Origin of the sequence: Comamonas sp. AG1104, assembly GCF_003350425.1 — a bacterium.
GTDB lineage: Bacteria > Pseudomonadota > Gammaproteobacteria > Burkholderiales > Burkholderiaceae_C > Comamonas > Comamonas testosteroni.
Genome location: NZ_QQAS01000004.1, coordinates 202,992 through 221,133, shown reverse-complemented (window position 1 = coordinate 221,133; position 18,142 = coordinate 202,992). Strand labels below are relative to the sequence as shown.

Sequence of the window (18,142 nt, the reverse complement as noted above, 5' to 3'; positions counted from 1 at the left end):
CAGGCCAAACAATGGGCCTGGCGCAAATGGCACATGGGGTATTCAGTTAGTATAGGTGACTGTTATCCCCAATCATTCAGCATGACGTCCGTGCACGATTCAAACCCCGAAGTCTCCATCGTTGTTCCTGTATATAACGAGTTCGATAATCTGCCCGATCTGGTGGCCCGCATTGACGAGGCCATGCGCACCCAGGCACTGAGTTACGAGCTGATTGCAGTGGACGATGGCTCGACGGATGGCAGTGCCAAGCGTCTGCGCGAGCTGGCCGAACAGCATCCCTGGGTGCGTGCCGTCTGTCTGGTGCGCAACTACGGCCAGTCCAGCGCTTTGCAAGCCGGTTTCGACCGGGTGCGCGGTCGTTATGTGGTCACGCTGGATGCCGACCTGCAGAACGAACCCGGCGATATTCCGCTGCTGCTGGAGCGCCTGGAAAACGACCCCGACGTGGACATGATCTCGGGCTGGCGCAAGAATCGCCAGGACAAGGCGCTGTCGCGCCGCCTGCCTTCGGTGCTGGCCAACCGCCTGATCTCCAAATTCACCAATGTGCAGCTGCACGACTATGGCTGTGCATTGAAGGCCTATCGCCGCGAAATCATTGACCGCATCCGCCTGTATGGCGAGATGCACCGTTTCATCCCCTCACTGGCGCGTGATGCCGGTGCGCGCATCACGGAGATTCCGGTGCGTCACCATGCACGCACGCGCGGTGTCTCCAAATACGGCATAGATCGCACCTTCCGGGTGATCCTGGATCTGATCTTCATTGTCTTTTTCATGCGCTTTCGCCAGCGCCCGCTGCATGCCTTCGGCGGCATGGGGCTGTGGATGGCTACGCCTGGCGTGTTGATTCTGCTGTGGCTGCTGGCGCAAAAGATCATGGGCGAAGCGATTGGAGGCCGCCCTCTGCTGATGGCTGGGGTCATGCTGGTGCTCATGGGCATGCAGTTCATCGCTGCGGGCCTGATCGGCGAGCTGCTGACGCGTATCTATTACGAGTCGGGCAGCGGCTTTCAGTACCACGCCAAGGATTACGGCGCTGTCGAACACAAGCCTGCAGACAAGGCCGCGAAAACCGAGACTGCGGTCCTGTGAGCAAGGCGCGTAAGGCGTTTGTCCGGGCCCTGATGGGCATCGCTTTGCTGGCCGCCGTTGTCTATCTCGCAAATCCGGTCCAGCTGTGGGGCCGGCTGCAGCAGGCCAATCCCTGGTGGCTGCTGGGGGGCTTGGGGGTTTCCTTTGCCTCCAATGCAGTGTCGGCATGGCGCTGGCGTGCCATGGCCCAATGGCTTGGGGCCGAGATGGCGCTGGCCTCAGGCATGCGCTGGTATTTTCAGGCGATTGGCTTGAATGTGCTGCTGCCGGGCGCTGTCGTGGGCGGCGATGTCTATCGTGCAATTGCGTTGCAGAAGACTGGGCAGGCCAAGGCGGCCAGCAATCTGTCGGTGATTCTGGATCGTGTCAGCGGTCTCTGGATGCTGTGCGCGATCGGTGGCCTGGGGGCTGTGGCCTGCGCTTCTACGCTCGCCCCCTGGGTACACATGAATACCGCAGTCTTCATCGCCCTGCTGCTTGCCGTCATCGTGCTGTGGTTGCTGCTGCCCTGGGTCGCTTTGCAGGGCTTGCGCAGCAACTGGTTCAAGTTGCCCGGTGCATGGCTGGAGCCTGTGCGCATGGCAGCAAGCAGCCCGAACTTCCTACTGCAACTGGGGATGCAAGCAGCATCCTCGGCACTCGTGCAACTGCTCTCTGCTGCGGCGCTGGCCTGCGGCGCGATCGCTCTGGGCCTGCATTTGCCGCTGGTTGTCTGGGCCTTTGTCATCGCGCCCGTGTTCCTGATGGCGGCATTGCCGGTGAGTGTGGGCGGCTGGGGCACCCGCGAGGCCGCAGCTGTTGCGGCGCTGGCTCCGTTCGGCGTGCCTGCCGCATTGGCCGTTGGCATCGGCCTCCTCTATGGAGTCTTTGCGCTGGGCCAGGGAGCCCTGGGAGCCTTGATTATCGGTTTTCCTTCTCGCTCCTCGTCGTAGACAACTCCTGCTTCAAATCTTTCAGGTAGCGTTGCGCAATACTGCCGTGGACATAAAGCTGTTTTTCTAAATAAAGGTCTAGGCGTTTTCTATCCGGAGAGCGCAATTTGATCAGTTCAGGAACTCGATGAAGGAGAGAGAACATAAGTCTTAGCTTGAGAGGCGTACGACTCCAGCCACCTAGTGCGTGCAGGAAATATGGACCATCCTCTGCCTTGGCTAAACACAGTCGATATTTAAAGTTTCGATGTAAAACCCGCTGAATTGCAAGATGTTGGCTTAGATACCAAGGCATATCTATTTTTTGCAGCAGCTCCTCATAAATGCCTGATTTCTTTAAGTTTTCGAGATATTCTTCGTTACTGAACGGAATGACATGTGTTGAGAACTCCTGCTGTACATCTGTGATAAATGGGCTGCCAGACGGGGCAGCCATGAACCAATTTTCAATGACAGGTCTCAGGGGATATTGAGTGTATTTTTCTAAGTAATAGCCAATAAAGTCTGCATTTGAGAATTGCTGCTGCTCTAAAACCCAATCCAGTGATCTGGTCAGAATTGTACTTGCGTCTAGCCAGATTCCCCCATATAGACGCAAGAGTTCCAGGCGTATCCAGTCGGAGCGTTTGGTTGGTGGGAGCTCGTGAAGCTGTGAAGGCACAATGCGCAGATAAGTCTGCATTGATACATCGTCAAGTACACGAATTTCAAAGTGCGGATTGAAAAACTCCCATGTATCCAGACAACGTTGAACGATGGGAGGAGGCGTCCCATTCCAGTAAGCCCAGATAATTTTTGGTATGGGGCGGAATTCTGAATGAATTCTTGCTTCTGGGCCGTAACTGGAAAATTCCAACTTTGGCGCTTCTTCAAGATGGCGAGTCTTCAGGCCGTAGAAGGTTTTCAAACAACGAGCAAGCCAGAGTTCGCCGCGGGTTTTACGTGAGATATGATTCATCAGAAATTCGGATTCCAATGCATGAACCGATATAGTTTGGCTGCACGTAGCCACCAACCTCGGCGAATGTATATATTTATTAGATCTCTAAATGAGTAAGGGGACGCTTGTATGAAGTCATCTCTGAATTGATCAACACATTGGGTGACTTTTTCAGGTGGTAGAGTATTGCGATGATGCTTGAGGAAACGGATTCCAGCAATAAAGTTTCGAGCACATTGCTGTGACAAAGCCAAGTTGACCGTGTCATTCGCGTGGAGCGGACTTCTTCGCAAGTCACGGGAGAACTCAAGCAATGCTGCAGACTGGTCACTGGCTTTGCTGAGAGTCATGTTTGAGAGAATGCTTGTCGTGCGTTGTCGATATGCAACCCAAGGCCGGTTGCAGTAATAAAAGTTTTTGCAGCGAAGTGCGAGCTGCGGCATGCACATCAGATCTTCAAAATAGCGATCAGGAGGGAATCTTAGAGATTGATTCCAGAGGCTACGTTTGGACACCTTGGACCAGGCATGCATCTGTCCTGTTGAGAGCAATCCGCTTAGCAGAACACCTTGATCCTCTACTAACTGCTCCGCTGGACCCTGGAAGCTGCGTCGATGGGCCTCACCACGCAAGCGGTGTTTGAGGCGGGGCCTGGCGCGCCAAACGGAGAAGTCGCAAAGCACGATATCAGGAGTGTGAGCGCTAACAATTTTCTGCAAGTAATCGATGGCGCCAGGCAAAATTTTGTCGTCTGAATCCAGAAACCACAAATAGTCTCCTGTGGCGGCTTCAATCATGCTGTTGCGTGCTGCGCTGAGGCCTTTGTTATTTTCATGCTGGAGCAGTTGCAGTCGGCCTGGCCAGCGTAAGGCCAGCGTCTGCATCAGTTCCCATGAGCCATCCGTCGAGCAATCATCTAAGACCACTATCTGGATATCAGCGGGAGCTTGTTCGATAACAGAAGTCAAGCACTCTTCTAGGTAGGGGTGTACGTTGTAAACAGGTACAAGAATGCTCAACCAGTTCATGGATTCATCACCTGATCATTTGGTTTACGGTCCAAACCTTGGAGAGCTGACCACAAACAGATCAAACAGAAAATGAAAAACACGGTACCACTATTGTGAGCGAAGTAAGGCATTGTCATGCCAAAGCTCAGATACATGACTCCCATCAAGCAGCCCATAAGGCGAAGGCAAAGTGCCTGTTGCCACTCTTCCTGTATCTTCAGGTGACTCAACCGCTTTCTGCTAGGCCAGAAAAGAAAGATAGGGACAGCATATATTGCTAGTTGCATTAATACTCCAGGGATCCCTGTCTTTGCCCAGCTGTCAAGGATTTCATTATGAATGAAATCCTTGAATTCAATAATGGCTGGATCAAAATCTCCTAAAGCAACACGGCGTTCTGTTTCTGCAACGAAACCCTTTCGACTCCAGCCTAGAAGAGGCTTTTCCGGAATTACTTCAAGCGCCAAGCGATATTGTTCAAGGCGTATCCCAAGAGATGTTCCGACCTTGTGGTCCTGATAGAACTGGCTCACTTCTGTTACGGCTTTTTCGACGTGAGCTCGCAAGGATGGAGTGACTCCAATAATTAACAGGAAGACAATCAGTAATCCGCATAGCAGCCCAGCCAATGGCCTGAATAAATGCGAGCGCATTTGCCAACCAATGAATAGAAACATGAGCAATACAGGGGCCAGTGCAATCCAGCCTCCACGTGCTTGAGATAATAGAGAGGCACTCAGGCCTGCGATAACTGAAAAGATTTGCAGCAATCTCCAAGACCAGCTCTTTTCTTTCCAGAAAACAGCTGCATACACACCAGTAAAGCAAGCCAGCACAAGTGCGGTATCTCCCCATGGAATCGCACTGGTATAGCCTGTCGCCCGTTCCATTCCTTGGCCAAAGACTTGCCAGAACGCCAATGCCCCCATTCCTATGCAACCAACTGGCAAGCCATAGAAGAATGCGTTGGGCCGCGGAGGGTAGGCTGCAGCGAAGAAGATGCACAGAGCACCGAGTGCCCACTTAATAGGTCGGTCCCATCGATGAAATCCTTGCTGTGTGGTGAGTTCGAACCAGAGCACTGCCATACCGAGAAGAACAATGGCCAGTGCCCATGTTCCGGATGCCGGCCGGATTTTGATCCAGCGAAGCATAAAACACAGTGTGCCAAGCAAGAGCAAAGCTGCTCCATAAGATGGACCTGTCCGGATCCACAGTGCGAATGCCGGGATCAGGAAGGCGACCAGCGATGTGAGGTGCAGAGGGAGGTTTGTGGTTTTCATTGGTGCCTGTGAATGAAGAGGCAAGAATCAATCCGTCCCCGCATGGGGGGCTAATAAAGCGCGATACGCATTCCACATGTGTTCACGGCCATAGGTTTGGAATGCTTTTCGGTGTGCCGACTGGCCTAGGGCTTCTGCCTGGGCTGGCTGCATCAGCAAGTGCTGCAGCGTGTCTGCCATTGCCAAGTCATTATTTTCCGGGACCTTGCAGCCTGTTGCTTCCGTAATGACTTCACGGGCGCCTATGACATCAGAGACAACACAGGCACAGCCAGCAGCCATGCCTTCTACCAAGGCAAGAGGCATGCCTTCCCAGTGTGTGGAAAGGACAAAAATTTGCGTCTTTCCTAGGCGTTCGGGTAGGTTCGAAATATTTCCAAGAAACTGTATTTGATTTTGTAGATTGAGCTGGTTTGCAAGTGATTGAGCCTTGCTTTTCAAGCGCTTCTTACCGCCTCCCGCCAGATAGAGCTGGGGATTGAATCCGCGCTCTCTGAGAAGCGCCATAGCCTTGATCAGCGTCGCATGATCCTTTTGCCGCGCGAAGCGCGATGCCATGATGATGGCTGGTTCACGTTCATGCCAAGGTTTGAGAGTGGATTCTGGAAAGCGTTCCAGGTCAATTCCGTTGGGTATGGCGATGCATTTGGCGGGATCAAAGCCGCGTTCAATCAGGCTGATACGCACGCCCTCCGAGACACCAATGCAGGCCTCCGTATAAGGCATCAGTGCCTGTGCTTGAGCCAGCCGGCGTGGTGTGTAGCGTTCACGGGTATTGTGTTCGACGTGAAAGATCCGCGGAACACCTTCTGCCACCGCAGCGCGCCGGCCCCAGATATGGTCGCTGAAACCATGAGCGAACATGGCATCCGGCTTGAATCCGCGAATGATCTTGCGCAGCTCCCAGACAGTCAGTGCATGCAGCCAGTTGGAGACCACGACAACCTGAAGACCTTGCTGGCGCAGGGCATCAATCTTGTGCTCATCCGTGCTGGGTTTGCGGCGTAGCACCAGCAGAACCTCATAGCCGGGTGTGCGCAGTGCGGCCAGACTCAGGTCTACGGCGACTTGGGTGGCACCGGAGAAGCCTCCGGTAACAAAGTGAAGAATGCGCATAGTTCGCGATCGTGACTCGCAAATGAAAAAAGCATCTGGTCGTCCGCTGGAGCGACCAGATGCCTTGGGGTTTTGGGAATCAATGCCCGCCAGCAAACACCTCACCGGCCTTGAGGCGGTAAGTCGTGCCGCAATAAGGGCATTTGGCGTCGCCGGTCTTGGCCACATCCAGGTAGACCTTGGGGTGGCTGTTCCACAGCTTCATATCGGCCTTGGGGCTGGGGCAGAACACACCACCCTGGGCGTTCAGGTCTTTGGCGGCCAGTTCGACGACGGCATTCGTGGTCATTTCTCGTGTCTTTCGTGTTTTCAAAAATGAAGCATGGCCGGCAATGCTGGCGCAACTGAGATCAGAAGCACCGAGCAAGGGCCGTCCCGCAGCGGCGGTGCTGTCCCCCGGGGGGGAAGCGGAAAAGCCGCTCAGGGGGATTCACACTCTGGTGAGCCAGTGTGCGTATTTGGGGTTGCGGCCGTTGACGATGTCAAAGTAGGCCGCCTGGATTTTCTCGGTAATCGGTCCACGGCTGCCTTCGCCGATCTGCACGCGGTCCACTTCACGGATGGGAGTGACTTCTGCGGCGGTACCGGTGAAGAACAGCTCGTCCGAGATATACAGCTCATCGCGGGTGATGCGCTTTTGCACCACTTCCAGGCCCAGGTCCTTGCAGATGTGCAGCACGGTGTTGCGGGTGATGCCGTTGAGTGCGCCGGCGGACAGGTCGGGGGTGTAGATCACGCCGTCCTTGATCACAAAGATGTTCTCGCCCGATCCTTCGGAGACAAAGCCCGAGGCGTCCAGCAGGATGGCCTCGTCATAGCCGTCGTCCAGAGCCTCGGTATTGGCCAGGATGGAGTTGGTGTAGTTGCTCACCGCCTTGGCCTGGCTCATGGTGATGTTCACATGGTGGCGGGTGAAGCTGGAAATCTTGGTGCGGATGCCGCGCTGCATGCCTTCCTCGCCCAGATAGGCGCCCCAGGCCCAGGCAGCCACCATCAGGTGGATGGTATTGCCCTTGGGCGAGACGCCCAGCTTGCGGTCGCCGATCCAGGTCAGCGGGCGCAGATAGCAGGACTTGAGGCCATTGGCCTTGACCACCTCGACCTGCGCCTGGTTGACCTGCTCCTGACTGAAGGGGATCTGCATGCGCAGGATCTTGGCGCTGTTGAACAGGCGCTTGGTGTGCTCTTCAAGGCGGAAGATGGCTGTGCCCTGTGCGGTTTCATAGGCGCGCACGCCTTCAAAGGCGCCGCAGCCATAGTGCAGCGTATGGGTCAGCACGTGGATCTTGGCATCGCGCCATTCCACCAGCTGGCCATCCATCCAGATCTTTCCGTCGCGGTCGGACATCGAGGGAACAACAGGGCTCATAAAACCATCCTCTATGGGTTGTGTGTTCGGCGGGCGCTGCTGCCGGGTCGGCGGCAGCGCTTGTCTCCTGAAGCTGCCATTTTAGGGGGAGGTCGGCGCCTATGTCCGGTCTGTTGCTTGTACGTCAGCCGCCGTGTCTTCCTTTTGCTCGGGACGCTGCAGCTCCCACTTCATGAGACGGCCGGCGACAAACTCGCAGGTCACATGGGACTGGGTACCGTCGGTCCAGCGGTAGATTTCGGGGCTCTGGCCTTCTTCGGACAGGCGCTGGCCCAGGGAGCGGGTCATGGCCACCACATGGACCAGCGGAGCCTTGGGCTTGAGCTTGGCATTGAGCATCACGGCGCTGCCCACATAGCCGATAGGCCGGTCCGACGCCTTCTTCATGATGGTCATCAGGCGCGTGAAGTGCAGTAGCACCCACATGATGATGCCGCCTGCCACGGCCGCCACGCCGGGCCAGCCCGCAGAGTTGTAGGCCGCGATCACCAGCACGATCAAGCCCAGGGGAACCAAAATATTGCGCAAATTCATGGGCTTATTGTCATACGAGGGGGTGGGTTTGAGGTTGCGGACAGTGCGTATGCCCGCACGGGCCGCTGTGATCAAGGAGTTTTTAAAAACAGTAGCTGTTGGCGTATATCAATCAACGATTTCAGATCATTTATGAGCTGATATCAATAACTAATAAGCGCAAGCAGCTATCAAAATACATCAACCAATGCCGCGCACGATGTTGATGGCCTCATCCACGCGCTCCACGGCATGGATGGTCAGGCCGGCGATGGGCTTCTTGGGTGCATTGGCCTTGGGGACCACGGCGACGGTGAATCCCAGCTTTGCCGCCTCCTTGAGTCGCTCCTGGCCGCGCGGTGCAGGGCGCACCTCACCGGCCAGACCGACCTCGCCAAACGCGATAAAGCCCTTGGGCAGCGACTTGCCACGCAGACTGGAAGTGATTGCCAACATCACCGACAGATCAGCCGCAGGCTCATTGATGCGCACGCCGCCCACGGCGTTGACGAAGACATCCTGGTCGGCGCAGGCCACGCCTGCATGGCGGTTGAGCACCGCCAGCAGCATAGCCAGCCGGTCGCGGTCCAGGCCGACGGAGAGACGGCGCGCAGCCGGGCCGCCCTGGTCCACCAGCGCCTGGATTTCCACCAGCATGGGGCGCGTGCCCTCCAGCGTCACCAGCACGCAGCTGCCGGGCACGGGCTCGCTGTGCTGGCTCAGAAAGATGGCGCTGGGGTTGGTCACGCCCTTGAGGCCTTTTTCCGTCATCGCGAAAACGCCGATCTCGTTGACGGCACCGAAGCGGTTCTTGATGGCGCGCACCAGGCGGAAGTTGCTGTGCGTGTCGCCTTCGAAGTAGAGCACCGTGTCCACCATGTGCTCGAGCACGCGCGGGCCGGCCAGCGCGCCGTCCTTGGTCACATGGCCCACCAAAATGATGGTGATGCCCGTGGTCTTGGCCGCGCGCGTCAGATGGGCCGCGCATTCGCGTACCTGGGCCACGGAGCCCGGAGCCGAGGAGAGCTGATCCGAATACACCGTCTGGATCGAGTCGATCACCACCACGGCAGGCTGGGTGGCCTCCACGGTGGCGAGGATTTTCTCGAGCTGGATCTCGGCCAGCACATTGACCTGGCTGTTGTCCAGCCCCAGCCGGCGCGAACGCAGCGCCACCTGGGCGCCACTTTCCTCGCCGGTCACATAGAGCGTGGGCAGGCCAATACGATGCAATGCATCCATGGCTTGCAAAAGAAGTGTGGACTTACCTATTCCGGGGTCGCCGCCGATCAGCACCACGCCGCCTTCCACCACGCCGCCGCCGAGCACGCGGTCCAGCTCCTCGATGCCACTGGGGGTGCGCGCCACATCCTGGGCCTCGATGGCCGACAGCGGGGTGACGGGCTGGGCATTGGCCAGACCTGCATAGCCCTGGGGCTGGCTCAGGCGATTCTTGCCGCCCGAGGCGGAGTCGGCCACGGTCTCGACCAGGGTGTTCCAGGCGCCGCAGCCCGGGCATTTGCCCAGCCAGCGCGGGCTGGTGCCGCCACAGGCGTTGCAGGTGAAAGTGGTTTTCTCTTTGGCCATGGGCGGCAACTATACCGACTGGCCCGGGTGGCAATTGCTGCCGCCAATGCGGAGCGGGCGACAAATCTCAGAGCCAGTAACCATAAAAAGCGCGTGTTTATATAACTGCTCCGCATGACAGGCCGATTTAGGCTACAATTGCGCCTATCGACACAGCGACTGCTGTTGAGAAACAAATTACCGCGCGATGGAGCAGTCTGGTAGCTCGTTGGGCTCATAACCCAAAGGTCGGAGGTTCAAATCCTTCTCGCGCAACCAATAAAAAAGCCTTCTGGAAACAGAAGGCTTTTTTCGTTGTGCTCGCGCCTGAAACAGGCACATCCCGACAAAGAGTTGCCGAGCAAGAGCCGCCTCGCGGCCCCGGCGAAGCCGCCGACCCCTCTCTTGGCGCGAAGCGCGTAGAGAGGGGCGCCCGGCCAGGGGCGTCCCTCTCGGGAGAAGGCGCGCGCGTAGCGCCTCAAGGGGTTCTTATGGATACAGGCCGCGTGCCTCGCGGGCGTGGAGAATGCGCTTGCAGGCCACGATGAAGGTGGCGGTGCGCAGTGTCACCTTGTGCTCCTGGGCCACGGCCCAGACGCCGGCAAAGGCTTCCTGCATGATGCGCACCAGACGGGCGTTGATCTCGTCTTCGGTCCAGAAGAAGCTGGAGAAATCCTGCACCCACTCGAAGTAGCTCACGGTCACGCCGCCGGCATTCGCAATCACGTCGGGCAGAACCAGCACGCCTTTTTCGCTGAGGATGTCGTCGGCCTCAGGAGTGGTGGGGCCGTTGGCCCCCTCGATCACCAGCTTGGCCTTGATCTGGCCGGCGTTTTCCTCAGTGATCTGGCCTTCCAGCGCGGCGGGAATCAGGATGTCGCAATCCACGCCCCAGAAGGCGGCCGCATCCATGGCCTCGGCGCCGGCAAAGCCACCCACACCGCCGGTATTGCCCACATGCTCCAGCAATGCCGTCACATCCAGGCCATTGGCGTTCTGAATGGTGCCCGTATGGTCCTGCACGGCCACGACCTTGGCTCCGGCATCGGCAAACAGCTTGCCCGCCGTGCCACCCACGTTACCGAAGCCCTGCACGGCCACGCGTGCGCCCTGCACATTCAGGCCGGTGAGCTTGGCGGCTTCCACACCCACGGTGAACACGCCGCGGCCCGTGGCCTCGACGCGACCCAGCGAACCGCCCAGGTCCACGGGCTTGCCCGTGACCACGCCGGTGGCCGTGGCGCCCGTGTTCATGGAGTAGGTGTCCATCATCCAGGCCATGACCTGACCGTTGGTGTTCACGTCGGGTGCCGGAATGTCCTTGGTGGGGCCGATCAGCAGACCGATTTCGCTGGTATAGCGGCGTGTCAGGCGCTCCAGCTCGGCCTTGGACAGCTTTCGCGGGTCGACACGGATGCCGCCCTTGGCGCCACCGTAGGGCACGTTCACGGCTGCATTCTTGATGCTCATCCAGGCCGACAGTGCCATCACTTCAGACAGAGTCACATCCTGGTGGAAGCGCACACCGCCCTTGCCGGGACCGCGGCTCAGGTTGTGCTGCACGCGGTAGCCCTCAAAGTGAGCGATACGGCCGTCGTCCATCTCGATGGGGACATCGACGATCAGGATGCGCTTGGGGCGCTTGAGCGTTTCCACCCACCGGGCCAGCGAGCCCAGGTAGGGGGTGACACGGTCGACCTGTTGCAGATAAATGCCCCAGGGACCGAGATGATCAGAGTTGAGGTAGGAGGGCAGAGCATGCGCTGTGGACAGCGCTGAAGAGTCTTTGGCTTGCATGATGTAGGCCTGGTTGACTGAGTGGAGCAAGGTCGTTGTAAGCCCTTGCTGTCCGGGATTCACAGTGTGCGCGCGCCGAATTTTCCTGTCCAAGGCTTCTTGTTTGAGATGCTATGCATTTTGTGCATAACCATCTGAAAGCCGCTCTGGATGTGGGCCAAGCACTGAATTGGTGACATGGAGACCGGAAATTTGCCATCATTGCCGTCATGTCTGAAAACAATGATTGCAAAAGCGGCTGGTGCGGCCCGGCACCGTTTGCCAATACCCCGCCCATTGGGCTGGCTCCCGAGCTGCAGACGCAGGATGAGGTGCTGCCCGACTGGAAGACGTTGTGGCCCGAATTGCCCGAGGATAGCTATGCCACGGCCGATGCGCTGTGGTGGTCGCGCAAACTGGGCACGGCCCAGGCTCTGGGTGCTGACGTGGCAGCGCTGATGCGCGATGCCGCCGATGCCCGTGCCGTGCAAAGCGCGCTGGCGCGCACCTGGAACTGGTGGCCCGCCGATCGCGCGCCGCGTTACTGGAAGTCCGGCGGCCCGGGCCGCAACGCCGCGCTGCTGCATGTGCCGCTGCCCGAGGACGGCATTTGCCAGGGATTGAACCCGGTGCCGGCGCCCGACACCGTCTTCAATCTGCGCTGTGCCGAGGCCGAGATCGCCCTGCGAATAGGCCGGGATGTGAGCGCCGAGCAGGCCGCAGTCCTCGATTACGACAGCGCGCTGGCGCTGGTGGATGCCGCCTGCGTGGCCGTGGAATGGGTGGACGTGCGCTGGCGCGACGGACTCAAGGCCCCGGCCCTGGCCTTGCTGGCCGACGGCCAATGCCATGGTGGACTGGCGCTGGGCGAGTGGCAGAGCGCGTCCGTCATCGCCGGCCGCGACTGGGCGCGGCAGCTGTGCACGGTGGCTGTGAACGGTGGTCCGCCGCAGCGCTTTACCGGCACGCACAGCCTGGGCGATCCGGCCTGGCTGCTGGTGGACTGGCTGCAGCATGTGACACGCGAATACGGCAGCGTGCCTGCCGGCACCGTGGTGACCACAGGAACCTGGTGCGGCTGCATGCCGTTGGCGCAGGGCGATCGTTTTGCGATCCGTTTTGAAGGATTGGGCGAGCTGGCCTGGCAGTTCTGAGGATGTGAAGTCCTGATTTGATAGCTGCATACTTATATCAATAATGGGCTTTAGGCCAATTTCATTTAAATTTTCAGCGCCATACTGTGAACAAGCCCCGGTTTTGAAAAGCAGGAAATTCCGGGGGCGTGAACCGGGCAAAGAACTCTCCAATCAGGCGCTTGAGCAGCGTTTGTCCACGTAGAGGGAGTTCAAAAAAGTGAGTGATACCAACATGGCAGCAGTGCTGTCCAGACTGGAGCAGGCCGAGGCGCGCCTGGCCATCATGGATCTGGAAGCCGAATATGCGCGAGCCTGGGATGCGGGTGACGCCGCGGGCTGGGCCGCAGTGTTTACGGAAGACGGAGTGTTTGACCTAGCCGCTGTGGGCGCCGGTCCAAGACTGGTGCATAAGGGGCGGCAAGAGCTGGTGGCTTTCTGCACCCAGGTCGATGCCTTCTACAAAGGCCTGCATTTCATGCATTTGCCGCGTCTGCAAATTGAGGGCGATACCGCGCAAGGCCGTGTACATTTTCAGTGGCAGGGTCTGTTCAACACCTCAGCCCAATACTTTGGCCAGCGCACGGTGGTTGGCTATTACGACGTGAGCTATCAGCGTGTCCATGGCCGCTGGTTGATGAAGCACAGGCTGGAAAAAGCCGTTAGCGGCCAGACTACCGAGCATTACGACGTGTACCAGCAGGCGGCTCTGTCCAGCTTGTCGGCAGCGCAGCCTGCTTGAATGAAGTACTGAAGTCTTACTTCACCTTGATCTTGTCCAGCGCTGGCACGCCCGGTGGGTAGCGCAGCTCCAGATTGGTCAGCACCTCGCGCAGCACGGTGGCGATCATCAGATTGCGGTGGGTCTTGGAGTCGGCGGGCACGATGGTCCAGGGCGCCCAGGGCGTGTGCGTGGCGCCCAGCAACTGGCCGTAGGCCTGCTGGTAGTCGTCCCACTGGGCGCGCACCTTGAGGTCGTTCTCGTCGAACTTCCAGTGCTTGCACGGGTCGTCCAGACGCTCTTGCAGGCGTTGGCGCTGCTCGTCCTTGCCGATATGCAGCATGAACTTGACGATGACCGTGCCCGTCTCGCTGAGCATGCGCTCGAAGTCGTTGATCTGCGCATAGCGCTGGGTCTGCTGCTCGGGGGTGAGCCAGCCGTTGACCACGGGCACCAGCACATCCTCGTACTGGCTGCGGTTGAAGAGCACGATCTCGCCCGCACCCGGCATCTGCTGGTGAATGCGCCATAGATAGTCATGCGCTTTCTCGGTTTCGGTGGGCGCCTTCCAGCCCACGGTGCGCACACCCAGCGGCGACATGCGGCCGAAGACCGCACGCAGCGTGCCGTCCTTGCCTGCGGCATCCATGCCCTGAAGGATGACCAGCAGCTTGAAACGCCGGTCGGCATAGAAGATGTTCTGCAGCCCGTCCAGTGCCTCGGCCAGCTGACTCACGCTGTCCTTGTCATATTGCTTGCCCTTGCTGGAGGAGAAGGGCTTGGCGGTCGGGTCGAACTTCTGCAGATCCACTGTGGGCCGAGGGTGCCCGGTGGTCGCACGACTGTCGCGTGGCTGGCCCGGTTGCCAGGGCTGCCATAGCCTGCGCAGCGCCTTGTCCTTGGTCTCGAAGGGGTAGACATGGGCGGCAGCGGAGGGCGCAGGCTGTTCCGGTGCCTTCGCTGCAGCCTTGCTCAAGGTTTTGGCTGCAGGTTTTGTGATGGTGGCTGGCTGCGGCGCAGATGACTTGGCCGTCTTGGCGGCTTTGACCGATGCGCTGGTCGGAAACGGCAGGCGTTTGCGTGTCGGCTGGCGGTCTGGTTCGGCGGTCGCAGCAGGCGATGTGGCGGGGGCGGCTTTGGCGGGCTGACGGGGCATGTATTGAAACTCCTGTGCAGTGCAAATTGATTCGCTATGGAATGACTAGCGGCTGGCGCTTGTACATTCTGCTCCTTAAGCGTTTTTGGCTTCAAGGCCAGATGTTGGAGGCAAGTCCATGGAGGCTCAGCGCTCGCGCAGCAGTTGCACAAAGCGCCTGGCTGCCAGACCCTGGGCACGCTCCTTGGACCAGACCCAATCCACGAACAAGGTCGTGCCGTTGCTGATGTTGAGCACGGGAACCTCCATCAGCGCGCCGCTGCCGATATGCGACTCCACCAGGCCCTTGGGCAGCCAGCCCCAGGCCAGACCTGCACCTATCAGCGAAAGCGCTGCCTGGTGGCTGTCCGTGCGCCAGAGCTGGCGTGCAAACACAAAGCGCGGGTCGGTCTGCTGCGGGTCGCGGCTGGCCACCAGCACCTGGCGCGTGGCGGCCAACTGCTCCACCGTGAGCTGTGGCCGTGTGGTGCGGCCCTGCTCATGCTCGGCTAGCGCCTGCTGCCAGGGCTCGAACTGAGGCGACATCACGGCCACCAGCGTCTCGCGGCCCATTTCCTGGAAGCCCTCGCGCCCGTCCATGGCGGGCCGCTCGAACACCAGGGCCAGATGGGCGCGGCCCGCATGCAAAAGCTCCAGCGCATCGACCTGGGGCGCTGCGAGCACCTCGATGGGCAGGGCCGGAAATTCATGCACCAGCTGGTTCAGCGGCTCGCTCCAGTGCGTGGCCAGCAATTCGGGGGCGATGGCCAGCGTCAGCCGCTCTTCCAGCCCGGCATGCAGCGCCTGGGCCTGCCAGTTCAGCAACTGCAGCTGCTCGGCCAGCAGGCGTGCCTGCGGCTCGAGCGCGCGGGCGGCGGCGCTGGGCACGGGCTCGCGTCCGCTGCGGTCGAACAGCTGCAGGTCCAGCTCGGCCTCCAGCTGGGCAATGGCCATGCTGACGGCCGAGGGCACACGTCCCAGCTTGCGTGCAGCCGCCGAAAAGGAGCCAGCATCGAGCACGGCAAGAAACAGCGGAACCTGGTCGGCGCTAAAAGGCATGGTGTCGATCTGTTAGAAAAATTGAAAGGAACTGACTTTTATCTTCAATTTACAGAACATACACTGCAGCCCATGTCTCAACAAGCCTCAGCGATGGCATCCGCTTCTTCCTCTGCCGTTTCTCTCAAAAATACCGCCGCTTTTGCCACCCCCGCCAAGGCCAAGGGCCTTCAAGGACCCAAACGTCGCATCCTCTACGTGGGGCTGTATGAAGCCATCGCCATCATCGTCTCCAGCCTGATCTTCATGGCCATCGGCCAGAAGGCCGGCGATTCCGGCGTCATGGCCGTGGCTGCCTCGGTGATCGCGATCTGCTGGAATCTGAGCTTCAACCACCTGTTCGAAAAATGGGAATCGCGCCAGAGCGTCAAGGGCCGTTCCCTGATGCGCCGCGTGGTGCATGCCATCGGTTTCGAAGGCGGTATCGCCGCCATGCTGATCCCGCTGATGGCCTGGTGGTTCGGCATCTCATTGTGGGAAGCTGCAGTGATGGAAGCCGGTCTGCTGGTGTTCTTCATGGTCTACACCTTTGCCTTCAACTGGGCCTTTGACCGCATCTTCGGCCTGCCGGCTTCGGCCCAGGCCGTGGCTGCATGATCTGAGCCGCACAAGCCTCTGACGCTTGCCCTGAAAGCGCAAGCAACCATGAAAAAAGCGTGTTCCCGTCTACCGGGAACACGCTTTTTTGCCTTATGCAGCGGTCAGCGAAGAATGCTGAGCATGGCCTGCAGCACAAAGGCGTTGATGATGTCGATGAAGAAGGCGCCGACCAGGGGCACGATCAGAAAGGCCTTGTGCGACGGGCCGTACTGGTTGGTGATGGCCTGCATATTGGCAACGGCCGTGGGTGTGGCGCCCATGCCGAAGCCGCAGTGGCCGGCGGCCAGCACGGCGGCGTCATAGTTCTTGCCCATGATGCGGAAGGTCACGAACGCCGCATACAGCGTCATGACGATGGCTTGTGCGGCCAGGATGACCATCAGCGGGCCGGCCAGGTCTGTCAGCTCCCACAGCTTGAGCGACAGCAGCGCAATGGCCAGATAGATGGACAGCGCGGCATTGCCGAAGACGTCGATGGCGCGGTCAAAGACCTTGAAGCCGAACATATAGTCCAGCACGTTGCGGATGACCACGCCGCCCCCCAGCGCCCAGACAAAGGTAGGCAGCTGGATGACCGTTCCCATGGTCAGGCCGGTCATGAATTCGGCAAAGGCCAGGCAGCCCGCGAAGAGGGCCAGTGTCTCCACCGCCGCATCCGCCGTGATCAGGCGCGGCGCCTTGTTGGGCGACTCGAAGTTGGCGACCTCGCTGCCTTCGCTCACGGTGGGTGCATCGGCGCGCAGCTGCTCGGACTCGGTCAGCGGCTGGGCCAGTTGGTGGCGCGTGATCAGCCGCTTGGCCAGCGGGCCGCCCACCAGGCCGCCGATGACCAGACCGAAAGTGGCGCAGGCAATGCCCAGGGTGGTGGCTCCGGTGAGACCGTATTGGTTTTCCAGCACCGAGCCCCAGGCTCCTGCCGTCCCGTGGCCGCCCACCAGCGTGATGGAGCCTGCGACCAGGCCGATCAGCGGATCCAGTCCCAGCACGGTGGCCAGGCTTACGCCCACGATGTTCTGCATCATGATGAAGACGGCAATCACACCCAGGAAAATGAACAGCGCCGAGCCGCCCTCACGCAGCTTGGCGAAGTTCGCACTCAGGCCGATGGACGAGAAGAACACCAGCATGAAAGCCGACTGCAGACTGCCCTCGAAGCTCAGCGCCAGTCCCGTGGTCTGATGCAGCATGAAGATGATGGCCGCCACGACCAGGCCGCCGGAGACAGGCTCGGGAATATTGAAGTCGCGCAGAAAGCGGATATGTCTTGTCATGAGCTTGCCAAGCATGAGCACAAGCACGGCCATGATGAGGGTGTAGTACGCGCCGAAGGTCACGTTCATGAAGATCTCCTGGGTGGTTCCATGCAACGGCCGAAGGGCCTGCCCTGTCATGGCTGGCAATCGGCGGTACATGGCTGAGCACATGGACCAGACATTTGCTGTCGATGGTGCCAAAGACTCAAAGATAGGGGCTGTAGGTGCTTGTCCACTCATGGCAAGCGGACCCGTCGGTGCCGGGCTGCCTCAGAGCAGGAAAGCTGTGCGCGCCATTCCTTGCGGATGTGCACCATGTCAGGAATATGCTTGAAATGAGATGGCTGCATTCGTGTTTTGCGAAATTACCTTTTGCCTTGCTCCTGTTTTTGGGGTGTGGAAAGTCCAATCTGCTATAGCCATTCACAAAGAGCCGTGCCTGCACGGCCACGGGGCAAAGCGCCTTGAAGCCCTGATTGCCCGCCCTCGCCGTAGAATGACGGGCTTCACCCCGAGGAGCGCTGCAGCAGGTCATCCCTGAGATGTTTGACCCGTCAGGCTCGGGGTCGCAGATCCGGTTGGCGATCTGCCTGCACTCCCAACGGCGCTCACCTGTTTTCGATTCTGTTTCTGGTTTT

At 59.2% G+C, this 18,142-nt stretch carries 17 protein-coding genes, 1 tRNA gene and 1 riboswitch; of the genes, 6 read left to right on the top strand and 12 right to left on the bottom strand.

All coding sequences use genetic code 11. From position 1 onward, the window contains the following. Nucleotides 1-81 precede the first annotated feature (81 nt). Both DFO48_RS12870 and DFO48_RS12865 read left to right on the top strand, forming a co-directional pair. The gene (locus DFO48_RS12870; RefSeq protein WP_114863645.1) at nt 82-1,098 is read left to right on the top strand and encodes a glycosyltransferase family 2 protein; all 1,017 of its coding nucleotides are present in this window, start codon (nt 82-84) and stop codon (nt 1,096-1,098) included. After that, nucleotides 1,095-2,030 (top strand): lysylphosphatidylglycerol synthase transmembrane domain-containing protein, encoded by a 936-nt coding sequence (locus DFO48_RS12865; protein ID WP_114863644.1) that lies wholly within the window; start codon nt 1,095-1,097, stop codon nt 2,028-2,030. Before DFO48_RS12870 ends, DFO48_RS12865 begins: the two co-directional genes overlap by 4 nt. Here DFO48_RS12865 and DFO48_RS12860 read toward each other — a convergent pair. The 8 genes from DFO48_RS12860 to radA all read right to left on the bottom strand — a co-directional run bounded on the left by DFO48_RS12860 (nt 1,999) and on the right by radA (nt 9,848). Next, nucleotides 1,999-2,988 (bottom strand): glycosyltransferase family 32 protein, encoded by a 990-nt coding sequence (locus DFO48_RS12860; RefSeq protein ID WP_114863643.1) that lies wholly within the window; start codon nt 2,986-2,988, stop codon nt 1,999-2,001. The two genes, DFO48_RS12865 and DFO48_RS12860, sit on opposite strands and share 32 nt — an antisense overlap. Further along, nucleotides 2,988-3,998: a glycosyltransferase family 2 protein gene (locus DFO48_RS12855; protein WP_114863642.1), complete on the bottom strand. Its 1,011-nt coding sequence runs from the start codon at nt 3,996-3,998 to the stop codon at nt 2,988-2,990. Before DFO48_RS12855 ends, DFO48_RS12860 begins: the two co-directional genes overlap by 1 nt. Next, nucleotides 3,995-5,263, bottom strand: coding sequence for an O-antigen ligase (locus tag DFO48_RS12850; protein WP_114863641.1), 1,269 nt, complete (start codon nt 5,261-5,263; stop codon nt 3,995-3,997). Before DFO48_RS12850 ends, DFO48_RS12855 begins: the two co-directional genes overlap by 4 nt. 27 nt (nt 5,264-5,290) lie before the next feature. Continuing rightward, a complete protein-coding gene (locus DFO48_RS12845) occupies nt 5,291-6,379 on the bottom strand; it encodes a glycosyltransferase (RefSeq protein WP_114863640.1) in 1,089 nt (362 codons plus the stop codon). Nucleotides 6,380-6,458: 79 nt separating this feature from the next. After that, on the bottom strand, nt 6,459-6,668 hold the full coding sequence (locus tag DFO48_RS12840; RefSeq protein WP_003059801.1) for a zinc-finger domain-containing protein: 210 nt from the start codon (nt 6,666-6,668) through the stop codon (nt 6,459-6,461). A 141-nt stretch (nt 6,669-6,809) separates the two neighbouring features. Further along, nucleotides 6,810-7,748 (bottom strand): branched-chain amino acid transaminase, encoded by a 939-nt coding sequence (locus DFO48_RS12835; protein ID WP_003071915.1) that lies wholly within the window; start codon nt 7,746-7,748, stop codon nt 6,810-6,812. A 99-nt stretch (nt 7,749-7,847) separates the two neighbouring features. Further along, nucleotides 7,848-8,282, bottom strand: a complete 435-nt coding sequence (locus DFO48_RS12830; RefSeq protein WP_003071909.1) for a hypothetical protein — start codon at nt 8,280-8,282, stop codon at nt 7,848-7,850. A gap of 180 nt (nt 8,283-8,462) precedes the next feature. Then, nucleotides 8,463-9,848, bottom strand: a complete 1,386-nt coding sequence (radA, locus tag DFO48_RS12825; RefSeq protein WP_003071907.1) for a DNA repair protein RadA — start codon at nt 9,846-9,848, stop codon at nt 8,463-8,465. A 181-nt stretch (nt 9,849-10,029) separates the two neighbouring features. Between radA and DFO48_RS12820 the strand changes: the two genes are divergently transcribed. Then, a tRNA-Met gene (locus DFO48_RS12820) sits at nt 10,030-10,106 on the top strand. A 210-nt stretch (nt 10,107-10,316) separates the two neighbouring features. Here the strand turns inward: DFO48_RS12820 and DFO48_RS12815 are convergent. Beyond that, nucleotides 10,317-11,624 carry a Glu/Leu/Phe/Val dehydrogenase gene (locus tag DFO48_RS12815; protein WP_114863835.1) on the bottom strand — a complete coding sequence of 436 codons (1,308 nt, stop codon included), beginning with the start codon at nt 11,622-11,624 and terminating at the stop codon, nt 10,317-10,319. 209 nt (nt 11,625-11,833) lie between these two features. Between DFO48_RS12815 and DFO48_RS12810 the strand changes: the two genes are divergently transcribed. Next, nucleotides 11,834-12,757: a fumarylacetoacetate hydrolase family protein gene (locus DFO48_RS12810; RefSeq protein ID WP_114863639.1), complete on the top strand. Its 924-nt coding sequence runs from the start codon at nt 11,834-11,836 to the stop codon at nt 12,755-12,757. 199 nt (nt 12,758-12,956) lie between these two features. Beyond that, nucleotides 12,957-13,478, top strand: a complete 522-nt coding sequence (locus DFO48_RS12805; protein ID WP_114863638.1) for a nuclear transport factor 2 family protein — start codon at nt 12,957-12,959, stop codon at nt 13,476-13,478. Between the two features lie 16 nt (nt 13,479-13,494). Here the strand turns inward: DFO48_RS12805 and DFO48_RS12800 are convergent, their stop codons facing one another. Together DFO48_RS12800 and DFO48_RS12795 are read right to left on the bottom strand one after the other, a co-directional pair. Continuing rightward, on the bottom strand, nt 13,495-14,346 hold the full coding sequence (locus DFO48_RS12800) for a PPK2 family polyphosphate kinase (protein WP_114863834.1): 852 nt from the start codon (nt 14,344-14,346) through the stop codon (nt 13,495-13,497). 393 nt (nt 14,347-14,739) lie between these two features. Next, the gene (locus tag DFO48_RS12795) at nt 14,740-15,651 is read right to left on the bottom strand and encodes a LysR family transcriptional regulator (RefSeq protein WP_114863637.1); all 912 of its coding nucleotides are present in this window, start codon (nt 15,649-15,651) and stop codon (nt 14,740-14,742) included. Nucleotides 15,652-15,744: 93 nt separating this feature from the next. Here DFO48_RS12795 and DFO48_RS12790 point away from each other — a divergent pair, with 93 nt between their 5' ends. Further along, nucleotides 15,745-16,248: a PACE efflux transporter gene (locus tag DFO48_RS12790; RefSeq protein WP_114863636.1), complete on the top strand. Its 504-nt coding sequence runs from the start codon at nt 15,745-15,747 to the stop codon at nt 16,246-16,248. Between the two features lie 104 nt (nt 16,249-16,352). On the opposite strand, the gene gltS is transcribed toward DFO48_RS12790, so the two are convergent. Continuing rightward, entirely contained in the window at nt 16,353-17,591 is a 1,239-nt protein-coding gene (gene gltS / locus DFO48_RS12785; RefSeq protein WP_003071894.1) for a sodium/glutamate symporter, read from the bottom strand. A 420-nt stretch (nt 17,592-18,011) separates the two neighbouring features. Next, nucleotides 18,012-18,121: riboswitch (S-adenosyl-L-homocysteine riboswitch) on the top strand. Nucleotides 18,122-18,142 lie beyond the last annotated feature (21 nt).

Excerpts from the sequence above, each read along its gene's own strand:
- DFO48_RS12850 (WP_114863641.1), bottom strand. The coding sequence starts at position 5,263 with ATGAAAACCACAAACCTCCCTCTGCACCTCACATCGCTGGTCGCCTTC.
- DFO48_RS12790 (WP_114863636.1), top strand. The coding sequence starts at position 15,745 with ATGGCATCCGCTTCTTCCTCTGCCGTTTCTCTCAAAAATACCGCCGCT.
- DFO48_RS12830 (WP_003071909.1), bottom strand. The coding sequence starts at position 8,282 with ATGAATTTGCGCAATATTTTGGTTCCCCTGGGCTTGATCGTGCTGGTG.
- DFO48_RS12870 (WP_114863645.1), top strand. The coding sequence starts at position 82 with ATGACGTCCGTGCACGATTCAAACCCCGAAGTCTCCATCGTTGTTCCT.
- DFO48_RS12845 (WP_114863640.1), bottom strand. The coding sequence starts at position 6,379 with ATGCGCATTCTTCACTTTGTTACCGGAGGCTTCTCCGGTGCCACCCAA.
- DFO48_RS12860 (WP_114863643.1), bottom strand. The coding sequence starts at position 2,988 with ATGAATCATATCTCACGTAAAACCCGCGGCGAACTCTGGCTTGCTCGT.
- DFO48_RS12795 (WP_114863637.1), bottom strand. The coding sequence starts at position 15,651 with ATGCCTTTTAGCGCCGACCAGGTTCCGCTGTTTCTTGCCGTGCTCGAT.
- radA (WP_003071907.1), bottom strand. The coding sequence starts at position 9,848 with ATGGCCAAAGAGAAAACCACTTTCACCTGCAACGCCTGTGGCGGCACC.
- gltS (WP_003071894.1), bottom strand. The coding sequence starts at position 17,591 with ATGAACGTGACCTTCGGCGCGTACTACACCCTCATCATGGCCGTGCTT.
- DFO48_RS12835 (WP_003071915.1), bottom strand. The coding sequence starts at position 7,748 with ATGAGCCCTGTTGTTCCCTCGATGTCCGACCGCGACGGAAAGATCTGG.
- DFO48_RS12810 (WP_114863639.1), top strand. The coding sequence starts at position 11,834 with ATGTCTGAAAACAATGATTGCAAAAGCGGCTGGTGCGGCCCGGCACCG.
- DFO48_RS12840 (WP_003059801.1), bottom strand. The coding sequence starts at position 6,668 with ATGACCACGAATGCCGTCGTCGAACTGGCCGCCAAAGACCTGAACGCC.
- DFO48_RS12855 (WP_114863642.1), bottom strand. The coding sequence starts at position 3,998 with ATGAACTGGTTGAGCATTCTTGTACCTGTTTACAACGTACACCCCTAC.
- DFO48_RS12815 (WP_114863835.1), bottom strand. The coding sequence starts at position 11,624 with ATGCAAGCCAAAGACTCTTCAGCGCTGTCCACAGCGCATGCTCTGCCC.